Annotated in this window: 15 protein-coding genes; 10 read left to right on the top strand and 5 right to left on the bottom strand. The window is 37.2% G+C overall.

Features of this window, described 5'->3' with window-relative positions:
* Together ACP6PK_RS19985 and ACP6PK_RS19980 are read left to right on the top strand one after the other, a co-directional pair.
* Positions 1-578 (top strand): pentapeptide repeat-containing protein (locus ACP6PK_RS19985; protein ID WP_426562023.1); only part of this gene is annotated, 578 nt, incomplete at its 5' end.
* A 197-nt stretch (positions 579-775) separates the two neighbouring features.
* Positions 776-1,342: a Uma2 family endonuclease gene (locus ACP6PK_RS19980; RefSeq protein ID WP_426562021.1), complete on the top strand. Its 567-nt coding sequence runs from the start codon at positions 776-778 to the stop codon at positions 1,340-1,342.
* 293 nt (positions 1,343-1,635) lie between these two features.
* Here the strand turns inward: ACP6PK_RS19980 and ACP6PK_RS19975 are convergent, their stop codons facing one another.
* Positions 1,636-2,553, bottom strand: coding sequence for an alpha/beta fold hydrolase (locus tag ACP6PK_RS19975; RefSeq protein ID WP_426562019.1), 918 nt, complete (start codon positions 2,551-2,553; stop codon positions 1,636-1,638).
* Positions 2,554-2,984: 431 nt separating this feature from the next.
* On the opposite strand from ACP6PK_RS19975, the gene ACP6PK_RS19970 reads away from it, so the two are divergent.
* Complete coding sequence (locus ACP6PK_RS19970) at positions 2,985-3,470, top strand: hypothetical protein (RefSeq protein ID WP_094676833.1); 486 nt, start codon at positions 2,985-2,987, stop codon at positions 3,468-3,470.
* A gap of 19 nt (positions 3,471-3,489) precedes the next feature.
* Here ACP6PK_RS19970 and ACP6PK_RS19965 read toward each other — a convergent pair whose 3' ends face one another.
* Both ACP6PK_RS19965 and ACP6PK_RS19960 read right to left on the bottom strand, forming a co-directional pair.
* Positions 3,490-3,849, bottom strand: a complete 360-nt coding sequence (locus ACP6PK_RS19965) for a DUF5615 family PIN-like protein (RefSeq protein WP_426562017.1) — start codon at positions 3,847-3,849, stop codon at positions 3,490-3,492.
* On the bottom strand, positions 3,849-4,181 hold the full coding sequence (locus ACP6PK_RS19960) for a DUF433 domain-containing protein (protein ID WP_426562015.1): 333 nt from the start codon (positions 4,179-4,181) through the stop codon (positions 3,849-3,851). The genes ACP6PK_RS19965 and ACP6PK_RS19960 overlap by 1 nt, the downstream gene beginning before the upstream one ends.
* Before the next feature lie 295 nt (positions 4,182-4,476).
* Here ACP6PK_RS19960 and ACP6PK_RS19955 point away from each other — a divergent pair, with 295 nt between their 5' ends.
* Positions 4,477-5,673: an NAD(P)/FAD-dependent oxidoreductase gene (locus tag ACP6PK_RS19955; RefSeq protein WP_426562013.1), complete on the top strand. Its 1,197-nt coding sequence runs from the start codon at positions 4,477-4,479 to the stop codon at positions 5,671-5,673.
* A gap of 555 nt (positions 5,674-6,228) precedes the next feature.
* On the top strand, positions 6,229-6,933 hold the full coding sequence (locus ACP6PK_RS19950) for an HAD-IA family hydrolase (RefSeq protein ID WP_426562011.1): 705 nt from the start codon (positions 6,229-6,231) through the stop codon (positions 6,931-6,933).
* 271 nt (positions 6,934-7,204) lie between these two features.
* Here the strand turns inward: ACP6PK_RS19950 and ACP6PK_RS19945 are convergent, their stop codons facing one another.
* Together ACP6PK_RS19945 and petH are read right to left on the bottom strand one after the other, a co-directional pair.
* Entirely contained in the window at positions 7,205-7,729 is a 525-nt protein-coding gene (locus ACP6PK_RS19945) for a hypothetical protein (protein ID WP_426562009.1), read from the bottom strand.
* 321 nt (positions 7,730-8,050) lie between these two features.
* On the bottom strand, positions 8,051-9,247 hold the full coding sequence (petH, locus tag ACP6PK_RS19940; protein ID WP_426562007.1) for a ferredoxin--NADP reductase: 1,197 nt from the start codon (positions 9,245-9,247) through the stop codon (positions 8,051-8,053).
* 1,814 nt (positions 9,248-11,061) lie between these two features.
* Here petH and ACP6PK_RS19935 point away from each other — a divergent pair.
* The 5 genes from ACP6PK_RS19935 to mutS all read left to right on the top strand — a co-directional run bounded on the left by ACP6PK_RS19935 (position 11,062) and on the right by mutS (position 18,102).
* Positions 11,062-12,075: a phosphoribulokinase gene (locus tag ACP6PK_RS19935; protein ID WP_094677767.1), complete on the top strand. Its 1,014-nt coding sequence runs from the start codon at positions 11,062-11,064 to the stop codon at positions 12,073-12,075.
* A gap of 1,018 nt (positions 12,076-13,093) precedes the next feature.
* On the top strand, positions 13,094-13,579 hold the full coding sequence (gene apcA, locus ACP6PK_RS19930) for an allophycocyanin subunit alpha (protein ID WP_094677765.1): 486 nt from the start codon (positions 13,094-13,096) through the stop codon (positions 13,577-13,579).
* A gap of 171 nt (positions 13,580-13,750) precedes the next feature.
* A complete protein-coding gene (apcB, locus tag ACP6PK_RS19925) occupies positions 13,751-14,236 on the top strand; it encodes an allophycocyanin subunit beta (protein ID WP_094677763.1) in 486 nt (161 codons plus the stop codon).
* A gap of 402 nt (positions 14,237-14,638) precedes the next feature.
* Positions 14,639-14,842, top strand: coding sequence for a phycobilisome linker polypeptide (locus ACP6PK_RS19920; RefSeq protein WP_094677761.1), 204 nt, complete (start codon positions 14,639-14,641; stop codon positions 14,840-14,842).
* A 551-nt stretch (positions 14,843-15,393) separates the two neighbouring features.
* Positions 15,394-18,102 carry a DNA mismatch repair protein MutS gene (gene mutS / locus ACP6PK_RS19915; protein ID WP_426562004.1) on the top strand — a complete coding sequence of 903 codons (2,709 nt, stop codon included), beginning with the start codon at positions 15,394-15,396 and terminating at the stop codon, positions 18,100-18,102.
* The last annotated feature ends 893 nt before the right edge of the window (positions 18,103-18,995 follow it).

Genomic DNA, 18,995 nt, shown 5'->3' with positions numbered 1-18,995 from the left:
CAGAAGCGGACTTAACTAATGCGGATTTAACCAATGCCAACTTAGGAGATGCAAACCTCACAGAAGCGGACTTAACTAATGCGGATTTAACCAATGCCAACTTAGGAGATGCAAATTTAACAAATGCTAGATTAGATAATGCTAACATCACAGGAACTATCCTCGATTCTTTACCATTAAATAACGGCAGATTTAAAAGTATAAAAATAGACAATATTATTACATGGGAATATCTCAGTTTTCGCTCCAAAACAGAAATTAAAATAGCAGAAGAACTAGACAAAAGAAACTTACTTTTTTTTCCCAATAGCGCCGCCCGTCTCACCACAAAAGAAGGGCGTAAAAATAAAGAACCAGATTTCTTAGTTTGCTACAAAACCACCAAAGGTTTTAAGTGGGCAATTCTCGAAGTTGATGGTTTTTACCATACACCTGAAAGACGAGTAGAAGAACAAGAAAGAGAAAGAGATTTTGAGCGGAATGGTGTGAGAATTTATCGGTTTGACTCGGAAAAATGTTATCAAGAACCTCAGACAGTTGTAGATGAATTTTTAGAACTTTTAGAAAATCAAAATTAATATCTAAGTAGATAGGTGCAAATAAACCTCACTATCTAACTAAATGTTTGGGCAGTCGAAAGCGCGGAGATTGCTATCCGTTCCGGAATGCTCCGCAAACCTTCCACTTCGTTCCAGTCGCAATGACATACTTCTAATTTTTTTCACTTACCTACTTATCTAATAACTACTAACTACTAATAGGAAAAAACTAAATTATGTCTAATGTTACAATCAAAGACTTAGAAATACTCAACAAAACCCTTTCTCAAGCAGGTTTAGACTATCAATTAGAACTAGAAAATGGAAAAATATCAGTTATGGGTCCTTCGGATATTGTATCGAGTGAAATTACCGCAGAATTATTGAGACTTTTAGGTAACTGGGTTAAACCTCGTCGTTTAGGACGTTTATTTGATTCTAGTGGTGGTTTTATCCTACCCGATACTAATCTCAAAGCACCCGATGTATCTTTTGTAAGTGCCGAACGTTTACCACGAAGCGTTCGTTATTTTGGGGAAATGGTACCCGATCTAGTAGTAGAAATAAAATCTCAAAGCGACAGGATAAAACCTCTACAAAAAAAGCTGGAACAATACATACAACTGGGAGCAAAAGTTGGAATTTTAATCGATCCAGATAGGGAAATAGTAATAGTTTATCGCTCTACAGGTACACCAGTTGAACTTACTAATAACGATATATTAACTATTCCCGAATTATTTCCTGGTTGGCAGATATCTATCTCAGAACTTTGGCCGCCAATATTTGATGAAGTTGAGTAACTAGAGTTTGTTGAAAGAGTCTTATAGGTGAGAGTAGGAGTCGTAGGCGCGAATGGCTATTTGCCCCTAGTAAATAGCTTCAATACCATTTTTTAGGTGGGAAATTATCTTTTTTGTCAAAGATACATTTCCTGCAAAATTTTTTAATCACACTTATTATTTGAACACATTCTTATAGCTGAAAATAGTATAAATCCTTAGTCTTGATTAAAAATTATGCTCCCCTCTCCTTGGAGGAGAGGGGTCAGGGGAGAGGTTATACCATCCTAGATAAACCCAATTTTTTATAATACCTAAACTACACCAACCGGAACTTCATCTAACTGTTTCAAGAACTTTTTAATTAACCCACTAACCACCGCCGGAACTTCCAATTGAGGAGTCAAACCCACACCATCTAATGTTTGAAAAATCCGCACAGCTTGAGGATTCAAATCTGCTAAACGTTGACCTATTTCTGGTCCTGTAAATTCAGATTTTTTACCCCAAATAATTGCCGTCGGAATTGTTAATTGACTCATATATAATGATAAGTCAAAACACAAATCTCCCCGCACAAAAGATAAAGCAGCATATTCAGCATTTGGTTGATTTGCTGATTCTAAATATGCCTCCACAATTTCATCAAAAATCAAACTGGAATTACCAAATTGTCTCGTTTCAAGAAAACTTTTAATTCCTCCTGGAGTGGCAACACCAGCACTATAAATAAAACGATCTAGTATTGGTGTACTTACCAGTTGAGCAAAAAAGCTGCGGGTATAATTTTCGCCGAAGTCGGATAAACCTGCGGGAGTTGTCAATATCAGAGACTTAAATAATTCCGGATGAGCGATCGCTACTCTTACCATTATTGCAGCAGTCAAGGAAGAGGCAATAACTCTAGTGGGTGGTTGACAAGTTTGTTCTAAAAATTCGATAATTGTTGTAATGTAGTCATCTACTTTGTAATCTAACGCCTGATGTTCCGATCGCCCCCACCCTATTAAGTCGGGAGCGAGAATGCGGTATTCTGAGGCCAAGGCGGGGTAAACTTTTGACCATTCGTAGGCAGATGAACCTCCACCGAAACCGTGGAAAAATACTAGAGTGGGTAAGTCGTCGGTGTTATCTGTCTCAGTTTTCCAAGGTGCTTTGTCATTGGTGTAGTAAACCATGCGACCTTGGGAAGTGACAATTGATTTTTGCTCAAAACCTACAGGGATAAACATAGTAATTTTAGATTTTAGAATTGATATTAATACAGAAACATCTTCAGTATAGGATCATTTTTGAAGAAGAAATAAGGGATAGTTAGATAAAGACCGAAGTTATAGCACTACGCGCAAATCAAAAGTAATTTCTGACTGATTTTTCAGTACCCAAATGCTCCAAATTTAGTCCGTGTTGCAAATTTAACTTCTGACTTCTGACTTCTAACTTCTGACTTCATCTATATCTGTTGGGTTTATCCTCCGGATAAGCTCCGCTTTTTCGTATAGGGAATGCTCCGCAAACATGTCGCGCAGCGTTTCTTTTCGGCTAAGAGCCGAAAACACAAGCTCAACCCAACCTACAGAAGTAAAAATGTTATTAAGATTAGGAGATTTTCAATTTTTTCTAGTTTAAAGTAATTATTATCTATATTATTTATCTGAAACAAATGCAAGTTAAAGAAAATAAGTTTTCTTGGTATGACGTGCCTGAAGATGTCAAAAGTTTATTGATGTTAGCTGTAGAAAATTGGGAGGATACAGAAACCTCAGAAAATTATATTAATCAAGCTTTAGCTAAGACTGATGGAAATCTGGATATTTTGATAGGTGCTTATCGTTATTTTTTCTATAAAAATAATATGAAAATGTCGCTTCAATTGGCACATAAAGTAATGGCTGAAGTGAAAAAAAGAGAAAATTTACCAGAAGATTGGCAGGAAGTAAAAAGTATATTAAGTAGTCGTAAAAATGAGCAACAAATTAATTTATATATTACAGCTTATGCTGCTACTGGATTGATTATAGCAAAGATGGGAGATTTGGCAAAAGCTAAAACAATAAGTGAGGAAGTTCAAGAAATTGATGAGAAAAATGATTTAGCCAAAATTCTATTTGATGTGATTACTAGACCACCAGATGAAGACGAAGATTAAGGAAATTTGCTGATGAATATTAAAAGGGAATCCAATCTGTTTTATCTATCCATTCTTCAGCTTCATAAACTTCCCAAATAAGCCACAAGTTTGATGCTAAATCACCTATACTTGTCCTTGGTCGTACCCATAATATTCGCCATATCATGCCACCATTTGACCAATGTACTTCTAAATGTCCAGGTATACTATTACGATTATCTGTTACTAAAATTCTTTCAGATGATTCTAGATAAAATAATATATCTGGGTCAAGTGTTCCGAATTCTGCTGCCCCATCATCACCTACTCGTAGTACATCAATATTCAAATTCAAACGTAATAGAGCTTGTTTTAATCTAGGTGATAAATTTTCATCAATCAGGAAACGTATTTTCATTAATTTTGTAGTTGCTCTTTCTTTATTTGAGCTTTAATTTCTCTAATTTTTTTGACTACAGGTGAAGGTTCAGAAGCTAACCATTCTTGATAACGAGCTTCACGCCAAGCAATTAAACGTGATAAATAGGCATCTACTTCAGGACGATTATGTAGATAATAAGTTATAGTAGCGTAAATTTTGTCTAAGCTTAAGCCAGGAAAATTAGCAGCTATTTCTTCTGGTGAGTATCCATCTAAATAATAATTCAATACATTATCAATCCCAATTCTGTGTCCCTTTATCCGAATATAATCACAATCTAAAAATTCAAAATAATCCTCTAATTTCATTGTTTTATCTCCTAATTATTAGAATTTTCTGAAATCAAAATTTTTATGTTTTAATTTGATAATTATATCATCTTGAACTAAAATTTGTAAGGGTTTGATAGTTGTAGAGGGTTTGGAAACAAAACCCCTACTAGCTTTAATATGATTACATTGAATTCTGCCTACCTAACTTATACCAATTTACTATTTTGAACCAATAAAATCTTACTTTTGACTTTTGACTTTTGACTTTTGACTTTGAACTTTCTTGCTATCCTATAAAGATGTTACCTAAAATTAACTTCCGACCTTAACTATGACTGAAAAATCTCGGCGCATTTGTATTCTTGGTGGCGGTTTTGGTGGACTTTATACCGCCCTCCGCCTCATCCAGTTTCCCTGGGAATCATCAGAAAAACCAGAAATAGTCCTAATAGACCAACGCGATCGCTTCCTCTTTGCCCCACTATTGTACGAACTTGTCACCGGGGAACTCCAAACCTGGGAAATTGCCCCACCATTTGAAGAATTATTAGCAAACACTGATATTCGTTTTTGTCAAGGCGTAGTTTCTGGAATTGACATCAACCAACAACAAGTGCAACTAGAAAATGGTCAAGCATTCAGTTATGATCGCCTCGTTTTAGCAATGGGAGGCGCAACACCTATGGAAATTGTTCCTGGTGCTGCTGAATACGCTATCCCATTTCATACTATTAATGATGCTTACCGTCTTCAAGAAAAGTTGCGAGTTTTAGAAGCATCTGACCGCGAGAAAATTCGGATTGCTGTTATCGGTGGTGGTTATAGTGGAGTAGAATTAGCTTGTAAATTAGCAGATCGTTTACCAGAAAGAGGTAGAATTAGATTAGTCGAACGCAATGACATGATTTTGCGAACATCCCCAGACTTTAACCGGGAAGCTGCTTCTAAAGCATTGTCGGAACGAAATATTTGGATCGATCTAGAAACCGAAGTAGAATCAATAGAAGCTACTCAAATTTCCTTAAAATATAAAGAACAAGTTGATACTATTCCTGTAGATATCGTTTTGTGGACGGTTGGTACAAAGGTTGCTCCAGTCGTGCAGTCGTTACCATTGACAAAAAATCAGCGCGAACAAATTATTACCAGTGCAACTCTACAAGTGCAAGACGATAACAAAATATTTGCTCTTGGAGATTTAGCAGACTGCCAAGATGCAGACGGGCAAAAAGTTCCCACCACTGCACAAGTAGCAATACAACAATCAGATTATGTCGCCTGGAATATCTGGGCATCCTTGACTGGGCGACCTCTACTGCCATTCCGTTATCAAGCATTAGGTGAAATGATGGCGTTAGGACTTGATAATGCAACTCTTACCAGTTTAGGAGTTAAGTTAGATGGTCAGATAGCACATTTGGCAAGGCGTTTAGTTTATTTGTATCGGTTGCCAACCTTGGAACATCAGATTAAAGTGGGTTTCAATTGGATAGTTAATCCTATTCAAGAAATGCTTTCAAGTTTGTAAAGTATCCTATAGTATTTGGGAATAGAAAATCCAAGTATGGAAAAGTTTTTATTTGTAAGACTTGCACAGAAACCGGGTTTATGAACTAAAATTTGCAATATTAAGCGGCTCCGTTGCATAATTAGGGATAGAAAATCAATTCTACAGCTATATCGCTCTCTTTGGCAATTATTGATGTTCTATTCATCTATTGTCCAATAGTTAGGGATGAAAAATTAAAGCTCAAAGCCTTTCCAGGCAAATGTTTCAGCCTTTTCCTATCTCAAAATTGATGTTCTATTCATCTATTGTGCAATAGTTAGAGTGGTTTCCGCACGTTATTATTGTACATATCCACTTGCTTGTGCGACAGCTATATACTTTCATGCAACAAAGCCATATTAAGGATTAAATTAGGGTAATAAACCCGGTTTCTTGGTTTAAAATCCAAGTATGCTTCCTTCTTACTTCTTACTTCTTCCTTCTTACTTCTTACTTCTTCCTTCTTACTTCTTCCTTCTTCCTTCTTCCTTCTTGCTTCTTCCTTCTTACTTCTTACTTCTTACTTCTGAAAATATGACCAAAATTATTTTGCTTGATGCTGTAGGTACTTTATTTGATGTGCGTGGTAGTGTAGGTGAGATTTATCAACAATTCGCTAGTGAGTGGGGAGTAGATATTTCTCCTGTTACTGTAAATAAAGCTTTTTTTGAGAGTTTTAAAGCTGCACCACCGATGGCATTTCCTGAAGCAGAACTTGCCAAAATACCAGACTTAGAATTTGAGTGGTGGTGTCAAATAGCTGCTGAAACTTATAAAAAAGTAGGAGTATTAGAGCAGTTTTCTGATTTTAGGAAATTTTTTAGCGAACTCTATGATTATTTTGCTACTGCTGCCCCTTGGTTTGTTTATCCTGATGTCATACCTGCCTTAACTAAGTGGCGTGACAGTGGAATAAAGTTAGCAGTTTTGTCTAATTTTGATTCCCGACTTTATCCAGTTTTATCAGCGTTGAACTTAGTGGACTTTTTTTCTGATATTACTATTTCCACTGAGGTAGGAGCAGCTAAACCAGATCGGAAAATTTTTGCTGCTGCTTTACAAAAATATAATTGTACCATAGAGGAAGTTCTGCATATTGGAGATAGTTTGACTGCTGATTATGAAGGTGCAATTAATGTCGGCATAAAAGCATTTTTGCTCAATAGAAATACTGTTTCACAGCCAGAGGTAAATCAATTTGCTACACTATTAGATTGTTCTAATTGTCATTTTATCTAATTGGACTGAGGGGTTATACCCTCTATAAAGATAGATTTTAAGTAATTTTTGTTATAGATTACTAAAATTCTATAACAAAAATTAAATTGTTATGAAAAAATTAAAAATATGAGTATAATAATACTGTGGATGGTAGAAGCCTCCAAAAAGTAGATGTTGACAGTAAGAATCTGCCCTATGTGGAGCAGATTTTTTTTTGTATAAAAACAGTTAGTAAATCTTGAAACAGGCTAGTTTTGGTTTGCCACTTAGCAAATTTTTGACTATGGAGTTAGCCAACAGGAACTAAATCAACTTCATCTGTACCATCAGTTTCACCTTGACCTGATGTAATTTGTTCTCCATTACTGCTAATTGCCACAGCTAAATTTGTGCCGTCCAAATTAATATTATAGTCAGTAGCATCAGCAGTATATCCTACACTAGCAACCATTTGCCGACCATCCTCAGTATATTGGAAAGCTAACAATTGATTTTTTTCCTTCTCATTATCGTAAGTCCAAATTACCATATAGTCTTGCTCTTGATATTCAAAGACTTTAGGTGGACGAGTAGGAACATAACGACCTTCAGCACCAAAACTATTATCAAGGAAAGGCTGTACTGATTCAGGTTCCACAGTAGCAAAAGCAATATCATCTGGCTCTAGCTCTACTTCTGCATCTTCAGTTGTTTCAGGATCTGGTTCTTCTTGATCGCGATTCTGGAAATAATCTACAGCTTTCTTTACACCATAGCCTGTCGCTGCAACACCAGCAACACCAGCAACAATTTTAGCAAGATTGCCAAAGTTCATTTTTTTCTCCTAATTATGATTCTAGATTAATTAGAATTTGAGAGATTTGCCACTAACCCAAATACAAGAGAATTTCTTTGTTAGTAACTTGACATCCTCCCGACAGTGAGCGATTCCAACACCTTGGGATTCTTCAACTCAATATTGGAGTCGCAGTTTATACAGAGGTGATGTCCTCCCCCTGTTTTTTTATTATCGCACAAGAATGCAGGACTTAGGGAGAAGTATTTTATACCTCTCCCTAAGTCCTAAGACATGAAGCAATTAAATAGCTATCAATTCTACCATAATACTTTTGAGTTTTTGATAAATACAAAAGTATTAATAAGTTTCAACGTGCCAGCGATGGTCTTTCTTCAACTGCTTCTGATAATCAGTCCAATTAACATCAAACTGACCAGTAACAGCAGACATTCCCTCATCAATGCCACCTTCCATACCCTTGAGACCGCAGATGTAAGTGTGAGTATTTGGCTTTTGAATGTGTTGCCACAACTCGTCAGCATTTTCTTGAATTCTATGCTGAATATACATTTTGCCACCGTCTTTATTCTTTTGTTCCCGACTAATAGCATAAGTTACGCGGAAATTGTCAGGGAATTGACGTTGCAGTTCTTCTAGCTCTTCCTTGTAGAGAATATTTGGAGTGTAGGCACAACCGAAGAATAGCCAAGCTAAACCTTTGAACTGATAATCAGGATTTTGTTCTCTTTCCTTAAACATCCGCCAGATGAAAGCACGGAAAGGAGCAATTCCTGTACCTGTAGCAATCATAATAATAGTTGCATTTTCATCATCAGGTAGCAACATTTCTTTACCTACAGGCCCAGTAATAGATACATCAGCACCTTCTTCCATGCCACATAGGTAAGAGGAACATACACCATATATTCTCTCGCCTGTTTCTGGGTGATTGTATTCTAGACGACGTACACATAGAGACACAGTTTGATCGTCAAGATTATCACCGTGACGAGTTGAAGCAATGGAATAAAGCCTTAACTTGTGAGGCTTACCATTAGCATCTGTTCCTGGTGGAATGATACCAATACTTTGACCTTCGAGATATTTCAACTCGCTACCAGAAAGGTCAAATATTAAGTGACGAACAGTACCTTCGCCACCCTCCTGGACTAATTCAGTGCTTGAAAGGCATTTACCGACGAAAGGATTTTTGGGACGATAGGTGTTTACAGGAACATCCTTCTTATCTGACTTAGGTTTGGCTTGAGTCATGGGTTTAGTTTTTTCTCCTGTGTTAGTTGTTTGACCATTAGTTTGAGAGTGCTCGCTCAGAGTTTTGATACTGACAATTTTGCCTCCCATCCTTGTAATTCGTCGCATTTCTTGATTCATGCGAGCATAAGGTACTGTAATATAAACAGTCCCACTGCTACGGATAGGGCTATTTAACTTGTCAGTAGTTTCACTCTGACGTAGACCCTCTACTTCATATACAAAACTACGACTACCGTATTCTGTGTTTGTTTTTACACCGAATCCCATCTGAGTTTTCATTCTTTGCTTCTCCATTTAGATAAAGTATATTGCCAAGAGATGATGAGTCTTTCTATTTAAGTGTTTTTTAAGATGCCATGGTGTAATGGCCACAACTTTTTAAGTCTATAGCGCTACGCGCAAGTTCAAAGTCAGTAGGGGCGTAATTAGGAGCATTCCGGAACGGAAATGGCCATTTCGCTAGCGCACAACGCGCGTTTTTCATGTCGGCGACAGCCGAAGTGCGTAATTAGGAGCATTCCGGAACGGCAATGGCCATTTCGCTAGCGCACAACGCGCGTTTTTCATGTCGGCGACATGAATGCGGAGCATTCCGTCAGGAAAACGCCCCTACAAAAGCGAGTGCCTAATTCTGAGGTTTCCTACGGGGCGTATAAAGTGCGGAAAATTCCCCAGACAGCCCCTCCAGAATGTAAGACGCACATCTGACAGTCAAAAGTAATCCCTGACCCTCGTTTGATTTATAAGTGTCCTAACCATAATGCTTAGTGCTATATAGAAGCCTAAGTGTATCTCCAGAAAATAGGTTGGAGGGAAAAGTAATTGATAATTTATGGGTAAGAATTGATTTGATGATTGGATGAGTGGGATATATCTAATACACCCCATCTTGCCATCTCCCCATCTTGCCATCTCCCCATCTCCCTCCTCTGTTTTTAAATAGAACCCATTTGGGATCTATATTTGAGAGGTTTAATGCTGGAAATTTTGTTTTCCTGATGTCATTCTCTGATGAGGAACTCTTCTGAAAGCACAACTACTTCGATAAGTCAAACCGATCATTTTTCAGTTCTTTAAACTCTGAATGAAGTCGATCAAGCTTCCATAAACAGAGATAACATATAATTCTGTATTGTTTTTTACACTAATTCCAATTTGAGTTGTCATTATCGACTTTTCTTTTTGTTTGGAAAATATAGACTTTTCACTCACAAGAAATTCACTTTTGTTCGCATTTAAGCGTTCTTTGAAGAACCTTTTGACTATTGGCCAATACAGAAATATTTTTGTTGCCCTTTCCTTAGCTCTTCGGCATTAGTATTCTTGAGACTAATCAATTCTGACTATTTTATATATAAAGTTCAGAGTGGTCATAATTTCTTATGGTTTCTTTAGCTATCTGTGAAGTCAAAAACCAATAACAATAACACCATTTCAAGTGTCCCGGAAGTCAAAAGTCAAAAATACCCATTTATCAATCAAGGGCCTAGAAATACCAATAGCATTTTTCTTTCTCCATGGGTGAACTCTTTGCCTATTTATCTAGTTGATTTTTATGTCAAAACTTGAAACAAAAAGAGTTAATTTGGCCTTATAAACAAATGACGGAAAAGATTTGCCTTGAGCCTGCTGTCTAGATTTCTACAGAATTATATGATGAAGCTTTTATTTTCTTTGATCCTTGTAGGGAAGATCCCATTCTGATATGATATTTTACAAAAGTTAGTAAAAAAGACTTAGAGTCAATAGCTTCAAGGTCTGTCCAAGGCTCCAAGGATAAGAGGTTGTTTGAGCATTCTACCGTGTAGCAAAGCAACCCTCTCCAGGGAATTCGTTTTATGTGGACCAAATTTATTGGACTTATCTATTTATTTAGCTAACTTCTCTAGCAAACCTGAACTCTCTTGTCATAGAGATGTGGTGGAAAAAGTGGCTGAAATTGATTAGATATAGTCTGGGTTAAGGGTGACAAGACTTAAAACGGCTCCTGAAATGCTGAGGAATTTGTCCTGGACTTACTAAGAAGCCTAGACTCACCCAAAAAGAAACCATGGGATATGTCACTAAACTTTGTTTTGTGTTAGAGGGAACCTATTGTGAAAAAACCAGATAAAGTAATCTTAATTGGAGTTGCCGGAGATTCGGGATGCGGAAAATCTACTTTTTTGCGCCGAATTACAGATGTATTTGGAGAAGATTTCGTTACAGTTATCTGCCTGGACGACTATCATAGTTTAGACCGTAAGCAACGTAAAGAAACAGGAATTACTGCTCTCGACCCAAGGGCCAATAATTTTGACCTCATGTACGAGCAAATTAAAGCCCTCAAGAGTGGTGAGTCTATTGATAAGCCAATTTATAACCACGAAACTGGCGAACTTGACCCACCAGAAAAAGTTCACCCAAATCATATTGTGGTGATTGAGGGTCTTCATCCTCTCTATGATGAGCGTGTAAGAGAGCTTCTAGATTTTAGTGTTTATCTAGATATTAGTGATGAAGTTAAAATTGCTTGGAAAATCAAGCGTGACATGGCAGAAAGAGGCCACCGTTACGAAGATGTACTCGCTTCTATCAATGCTCGTCGTCCTGACTTTGATGCCTATATTGACCCACAAAAAGCTCATGCAGATGTGGTAATTCAAATTCTGCCTACTAAACTGATTCCTGATGACAAGGAACATAAGGTCTTGCGGGTGCGTTTGATCCAACGTGAAGGTGTCAAAGATTTCGAGCCAGTTTATCTGTTTGATGAAGGGTCTACTATTAACTGGATTCCTTGTGGACGGAAACTCACCTGTTCTTATCCTGGTATTAAGATGTTCTATGGCCCAGATGCGTATTTCGGCCATGAAGTTTCTATCCTAGAAGTAGATGGTAACTTTGATAATCTGGAAGAAATGATCTACGTTGAAGGACACCTGAGCAATACTTCTACTAAATACTATGGTGAGATGACCCACATGATGATGAACCATCAAGATTATCCAGGTTCTAATAATGGTAGTGGACTATTTCAAGTTTTAGTTGGTCTAAAAATGCGTGCAACTTATGAGCGTTTGACTGATAAAGCTGTTGATGCAAAGGTAGCAGCAGCAGTTTCATAAATATCAAGCGGCAAATTTTTTATTGACCTAAAAGCTAAGGTTGAGAGTAATGTCTCTATGCCTAACTTTAGGTAATGCCAATAGAGCAGGGATGAAAATGAGCGGGCTGTTTTGCGGAACGCAAAGCTCCGCTTTTCATATCGCGAAGCGAAACAGAAAACGCGAGTGGTTAATTTTACCCCGCGTTTTTTTGATCGAGAATTCCTGGTTTGACAGACATAACCTTCTTGATGCAAATTAGCCTCATTTTTTCTCGGAAGGCTAAAGCATAATTGGTCACTGTTGTATGGAAAATTAGATTTTTGTGGCCCAGACTTCCCGATCAAGGCCAAGGTGTTCTCCTAACTTATTTGGGAGCGATCGCCAATGCAACACCTATTTTTTTGTTTGATTATTTTTAAAGATGTATCTCTACAATTTGATTTTTGTTTAATTTTCTAAATTTTTTTATAGCACTACGCATTATGGTTAGGATACTTAATAAATGCTCAAACGAGCGTCAGAAATTATTTTTGATTTTTGACTTGCGCGTAGCGCTATAGTTAGTGGCCTTCAAGAGCGAGAACATACTAATGGCCTCTTGCCTGTCATGGCAAATGAAATAAAAAGGTCATTTTGCCAATGGTCTTTAATTATTTGTCATTAGTTAAGCTTTTCTGGGGTTTTTGGCCTGAATTAGCAGTAATTCCTATCAAAATATTACAAACTATTAAGGAAATAATGAGAAAGTGAACAAAATGCCTCAAAATACTTCCTGGAGGTAGTTTATGTTAGAGGGTATTAGTCCTTCGAGCGTAACTAACTTATTTTAAGAGTCTGGCAGGAAGTTCTAATTTCTCCGGTAAGGGAGTCTTGGGACGGGCGCCATAGTGTTTTAGAAAAACACAGGGGGAGGACATCACCTCTGTATAAATAGCGATTCAAATATATTGAGTCGAAGAATTCCACGTTGTTGCGCTATGGGCAATGTTGGGAGTATGTCAAGCAACCTTTTACCTTAACTGTGTTGGAATAAAACATGAGTATTGTCACTAAATCAATTGTTAATGCAGATGCTGAGGCTCGTTATCTGAGTCCTGGTGAATTAGATCGAATCAAAGCTTTTGTAAGCACTGGAGAAAAGCGTGTTCGGATTGCTCAAATTATGAGTGAATCTCGTGAGCGGATCATTAAAGAAGCTGGTGGCCAACTTTTCCAAAAGCGCCCTGATGTTGTTTCTCCTGGTGGTAATGCCTATGGTGAAGAGATGACAGCAACTTGCTTGCGCGATCTGGATTATTATTTACGTTTGATTTCTTACGGTATTGTTGCTGGTGATGTTACTCCTATTGAGGAGATTGGGTTGGTAGGCGTTCGTGAAATGTATAAGTCTTTAGGTACTCCAATCGAAGCTGTTGCCGAAGGTGTTCGTTGCATGAAGAATGTCGCTGCTAGCCTTTTAAGTGGCGACGATGCTGCCGAAGCTGCTACTTACTTTGACTATGTTATCGGTGCTATGGGTTAAGGCTAAATATATTTTGAGACTTAGATAAAATTCGATCGGATGGGAAGATTTGTATATTTGAGACCTGACTCAGGTATCAAGTTTAGCCAGGGGATTAATCTAAAGTTCTACTAGCCTTTACTTATCCAATAATTTTTGAAGATTCAGCAATTTTAAGGAAATCAATCAACAATGCAAGACGCAATTACCGCCGTTATCAATTCTTCTGACGTTCAAGGTAAATACCTTGATACTGCTGCTCTAGATAAGCTCAAGGGTTACTTTGCTACAGGTGAACTACGAGTTCGAGCTGCAACAGCTATCAGCGCTAATGCTGCAACTATTGTTAAAGAAGCTGTAGCTAAGGCCCTACTTTATTCTGATATTACTCGTCCTGGTGGTAATATGTACACCACTCGTCGTTATGCTGCTTGCATTCGTGACTTAGATTATTATCTGCGTTATGCTACCTACGCAATGCTAGCAGGCGATCCTTCCATTTTGGATGAGCGCGTATTAAATGGCCTAAAAGAAACTTATAATTCTTTGGGTGTACCCATCGGCGCTACTGTACAAGCTATCCAAGCTATGAAGGAAGTTACTGCTGGTTTAGTCGGCCCTGATGCTGGTAAGGAAATGGGTGTTTACTTCGACTACATCTGCTCCGGTTTAAGCTAATTTGGCAATCAGTAAAAAGACAAAAAAAGAGTAGATTTTCTCTTTTGTTTTGACTGATGTTGTATTTCGAGGCTAGGGAAACTTAGGGTGAATGTTAGATTACCAAAGGCTTATTGAATTAATTTAATTTATAAGTTTTAGTGAACTAGCATTGATTCTATGGCTCCCTGCCTTCGGAATTTTTAGATTTGAGATTTGAAGTTGAGGCGGGCGATCGCATAATTAAATAATTTAGATTTAAGTAGTGATTTTTGCAGTTTACCTTCTGAAAATGATAGGAATGTGATGCTAAATATTAATACTTATAAAAGATTACTAAATAATCAAATTTGACTGTTTAGCTTAAATGTTATACAAAGGATTTAAAACAATCCTCATTAAATATTAGGAGAAATTTGTAACATGAGACAGTTTAAGATTACAGCTTGTGTTCCTAGTCTAACTCGGACTCGTACTCAACGAGAACTACAAAATACTTTCTTTACTAAGCTTGTTCCTTATGATAGCTGGTTCCGGGAACAGCAAAGAATTATGAAAATGGGTGGCAAAATTGTTAAGGTAGAGTTGGCTACTGGTAAACAAGGGGTAAATACTGGGTTACTTTAAATTAAGATTTTAATAAATAGTAACTAGAAAGAGGTCTTTTGACCTCTTTTTTGTTTGTATTTTATAGAGCTTTTCGATTTATGACTTATTGAGTAGGGGAGTAGGGAGGTTGCATGCAACGTCTATTTGTAACAAACATTTATTAAATTAGTATAACATATTTGGAATTTGCTGTAAACTAATAATTAATAATTATAACAATCCGGGCATAGGTTGTAAGATTTTATCGTAGGGGTTTGGTTTCCAAATCCCTTTTTCGTTTGGGTTTGGAGAGCAAACCCCTACAGTTTTTTTCACAAATTATTTCTTATTGCTATATGGAACATCCCTACAGATTCATTTATTGGTTAAACCTATGGGTTTGGGTTTGGAGAGCAAACCCCTACATATTTCTTATTGCTATATGGAACACTACAGATTCATTTATTGGTCAAACCTATGGGTTTGGGTTTGGAGAGCAAACCCCTACAGTTTTTTTTCACTAATCATTTAGGATTGCTATAATAACTAATAACTAATAATTAAGAACTAATAACTGATATTAACTATCTATGAAATATTCCGCTTCTACATCTACTAAAAAATCATTAAAAGCCAAACAAAATAAAGCTGAAAATTCTCTTCCTCCTAACGCAGATTACAGTCAAATTGACATTAGCAAACTATCAGAAATGATGCAGCGTTATGTGGAAGTTAAACAACAATATCCCCACGCTCTTTTGTTGTTTCGAGTAGGTGATTTTTTTGAATGTTTTTTTGCGGATGCTGTGACGATCGCGCAGGAATTAGAATTAGTTCAAACCAGTAAACACGCTGGTAAAGAAATTGGTAGAGTTCCTATGACTGGAGTTCCTCACCACGCTGTGGAAAAATATGCAGCGATATTAGTAGAAAAAGGTTATGCGGTGGTGGTTTGCGACCAAGTTGAAGATTCTGCTATTGCTGCAAAGGAAAACCGCCAAGTCAAGCGTGAAATTACTCGTATTCTCACTCCTGGTACTCTTACTGATGACGGAATGCTAAAACCTCGCTACAATAATTATTTAGCAGCAGTAGTCATTGCCAAAAATTATTGGGGACTTGCTTACACCGATATTTCTACTGGCGAATTTCTGACGACTCAAACCCAAGGTTTAGACCAACTTACCCAAGAATTAATGCGTTTGCAACCTTCGGAAGTGTTATTTCCCACTAATGCACCTGATATTGGTTTTATGTTACGGCCTGGAGAAAAGTCAGAGCATCTTCCAGAATGTTTGCCTAATTCTTTTTGTTATTCTCTGCGTCCCCAACAACCTTTTACTTTGGGGGAAGCAAAGGAAAGACTTTTGCTGAAATTTCAACTGACATCTTTGGAGGGTATTGGTTGCGAACATATTCCATTGGGTGTGCGAGCAGCGGGGGGGTTGTTGGAATATCTGGAAGAAACTCAAAAGGAAAATCAAGTTCCGCTACAACGGTTGCGTAGTTATACTTTGGCAGATTTTTTGATTCTAGATCACCAGAGTCGCCGGAATTTGGAAATTACGCAAACGGTTAGAGATGGTAGTTATCATGGTTCGTTATTATCGGCGATCGATAAGAGTAGCACTGCGATGGGGGGTCGTGCTTTGCGACGGTGGTTAGTGCAACCACTTCTGAATTTGAAGGGTATTCGTGCTAGACATGACACTATTGATGAACTGATAATAAATAATGATTTGCGTCAAGATATTCAAAGAATATTGCGTCAAATTTATGATTTGGAACGTCTGACGGGGCGGACTGGTGCTGGTACTGCTAATGCTAGAGATTTAGTTTTTTTAGCTGATTCTTTGACTAAACTTCCGGAACTTTCTGCTTTAGCATCTGAGGGTAATTCTCCTTATTTAAAAGTGTTGCAAAATCTACCTCCAATTTTACAAGAATTGGGGGATAAAATTCATTCTTTTTTAGTTGAATCTCCTCCCCAACATTTAAAGGAAGGAGGGTTAATTCGCTCTGAAGTAAATCCACAATTAGATGAGATGCGGGGGTTAGCTGAAGAAGACCAAAAATGGATTGCTAATTTGGAAGTTACGGAGAGAGAAAGGACGGGAATTCCTAATTTAAAAGTTGGTTATAATAAGGCTTTTGGTTATTATATTAGTATTTCTAAATCTAAGGCAGATTTGGCGCCGGATGATTATACTAGGAAGCAAACTTTGACTAATGAGGAGCGTTATATTACTGAGGAATTAAAGGAAAGGGAAGTGAGAATTTTGACGGCGCGAGATGATTTGAATCAATTAGAATATGATATTTTTGTTGCTTTGAGAAATGAGATAGGGGAACACGCTGAGGAGATTAGAAATATTTCTCGTGCTGTGGCAGCTATTGATGTTTTGTGTGGTTTAGCAGAGGTGGCAGTTTATCAAAATTATGTTCGTCCGACTATGGTTGATAGTCGAGAATTGAAAATTATTGAGGGTCGGCATCCGGTGGTGGAAAAATATTTACCTGCTGGTTTTTTTGTGCCGAATACTGCTATATTGGGAAGTAAAAATATAGAGGAAAATGATGAGGGAATTACTCCTCATTCTGCACCGGATTTAATAATATTAACTGGTCCGAATGCTAGTGGTAAAAGTTGTTATTTACGACAGGTAGGATTGATTCAATTAATGGCACAAACTGGCAGTTTTGTTCCAGCAAGTTCTGCTGTTTTAGGGTTGAGCGATCGAATATTTACTCGTGTAGGAGCTGTGGATGATTTAGCAACTGGTCAATCAACTTTTATGGTAGAGATGAATGAGACAGCAAATATATTGAATCATGCTACGGAAAAGTCTTTGGTTTTGTTGGATGAAATTGGTAGAGGAACGGCAACTTTTGATGGAATTTCTATTGCTTGGTCTGTGGCAGAATATTTAGCAACGGAAATAAAATCTCGGACAATTTTTGCTACTCATTATCACGAATTAAATGAACTTTCTTCGATTTTAGATAATGTGGCAAATTATCAAGTAACGGTGAAGGAGTTGCCAGATAAAATTGTATTTTTGCATCAAGTACAACCTGGTGGAGCGGATAAATCTTATGGTATTGAAGCAGGAAGATTAGCAGGTTTGCCAGATGCGGTTATTGCACGAGCGAGACAGGTAATGGGGGAAATTGAAAAGCATAGTAAAATAGCTATTGGTTTGAGGAAAGGTGTTAAGAAAAAAGAGGAGGAAGAAGAGGTGATAACTGTGGAGCAGTTAGATATTTTTAGTGAGGAATTTGGAGATAGTTTGCTATAACAGTTATCAGTTATCAGCAGAATTTGTAGGGTGCGTTAGACGGCAAAAATTTAGAATGTGAAAAGTATTTAACAATCCTTCGTAACGCACCATTTTACCCATTAAAAAAAAGGATGCTTTACTTAGGTAAAATTTCAATTATTAAGTAATTAACTTATGCCGAATAACTTTTTTAATAATTATTAGCCAGGAGCGTGTTAATTATTTATGTTTTTATTTCTCCCCAACTCCCCCGACTCCCTCACTCCCCTACTCCATTAAAATGAGAGGTTAATTTTATGGTGCTTTCATCAGCTAATACTCAATTTTTTTGTGAAACTTATCGAATACTTAAATTGTAATGATATTGATAGAGATTTAGCTGCTGCTAGGCTCCGCCAAAGATTATTAATTTCTACGTTAGTGTATCAAGGAAGTGTGGTTTGTGTAGTCCTTGTGGGGAGACATCCAAATGATATTTACAGGAAAATGTTTGGGATTTTGGTAGAAAATAGACCTCTCCGGAAAAGAGTGAGTAGGGAGCACGGAGCAAGGAGCAGGCTGAAATAATTGATGTTTTCTTTACGATAATTGATTTTATTTTTTCTTATTGGAGATGTCTAATTATTGTTTATAAATGTCCTAACCTTAATGGGTAGGGCTATAGTAGTCGCCTTGAAAATTACAAGAAAATGTTGCTGCTATCAACGGTTCAGGAATCGGGATCTTAGGTAAAATACCACAAATATTTGTTTTTTTTATGAGGATTCAGTAAAGATTTGGCAGGATTTTATTTGTTTTATGAAGATACAATGAAATTGGCAGTTTTTCCTTTTGAAAATCACCAGAAAATGTTGGTGCTATCAACGGTTCAGGAATCGGGATCTTAGGGAAAATACCACAAATATTTGTTT

It is taken from the genome of Dapis hubbardiae BLCC-M172 (genome assembly GCF_050016015.1).
In the GTDB taxonomy this organism is placed as follows: domain Bacteria; phylum Cyanobacteriota; class Cyanobacteriia; order Cyanobacteriales; family Microcoleaceae; genus Trichodesmium.
The sequence above is the reverse complement of the archived record's forward strand: the minus strand, read 5'-3'. Positions and strand labels throughout refer to the sequence as shown.

Coding starts and splice junctions, on each gene's coding strand:
- ACP6PK_RS19945 (WP_426562009.1), bottom strand. CDS start 7,729: ATGAACTTTGGCAATCTTGCTAAAATTGTTGCTGGTGTTGCTGGTGTT.
- ACP6PK_RS19970 (WP_094676833.1), top strand. CDS start 2,985: ATGCAAGTTAAAGAAAATAAGTTTTCTTGGTATGACGTGCCTGAAGAT.
- petH (WP_426562007.1), bottom strand. CDS start 9,247: ATGAAAACTCAGATGGGATTCGGTGTAAAAACAAACACAGAATACGGT.
- ACP6PK_RS19960 (WP_426562015.1), bottom strand. CDS start 4,181: ATGAAATTAGAGGATTATTTTGAATTTTTAGATTGTGATTATATTCGG.
- ACP6PK_RS19975 (WP_426562019.1), bottom strand. CDS start 2,553: ATGTTTATCCCTGTAGGTTTTGAGCAAAAATCAATTGTCACTTCCCAA.
- ACP6PK_RS19920 (WP_094677761.1), top strand. CDS start 14,639: ATGAGACAGTTTAAGATTACAGCTTGTGTTCCTAGTCTAACTCGGACT.
- ACP6PK_RS19980 (WP_426562021.1), top strand. CDS start 776: ATGTCTAATGTTACAATCAAAGACTTAGAAATACTCAACAAAACCCTT.
- ACP6PK_RS19965 (WP_426562017.1), bottom strand. CDS start 3,849: ATGAAAATACGTTTCCTGATTGATGAAAATTTATCACCTAGATTAAAA.
- apcA (WP_094677765.1), top strand. CDS start 13,094: ATGAGTATTGTCACTAAATCAATTGTTAATGCAGATGCTGAGGCTCGT.
- apcB (WP_094677763.1), top strand. CDS start 13,751: ATGCAAGACGCAATTACCGCCGTTATCAATTCTTCTGACGTTCAAGGT.
- ACP6PK_RS19950 (WP_426562011.1), top strand. CDS start 6,229: ATGACCAAAATTATTTTGCTTGATGCTGTAGGTACTTTATTTGATGTG.
- mutS (WP_426562004.1), top strand. CDS start 15,394: ATGAAATATTCCGCTTCTACATCTACTAAAAAATCATTAAAAGCCAAA.
- ACP6PK_RS19955 (WP_426562013.1), top strand. CDS start 4,477: ATGACTGAAAAATCTCGGCGCATTTGTATTCTTGGTGGCGGTTTTGGT.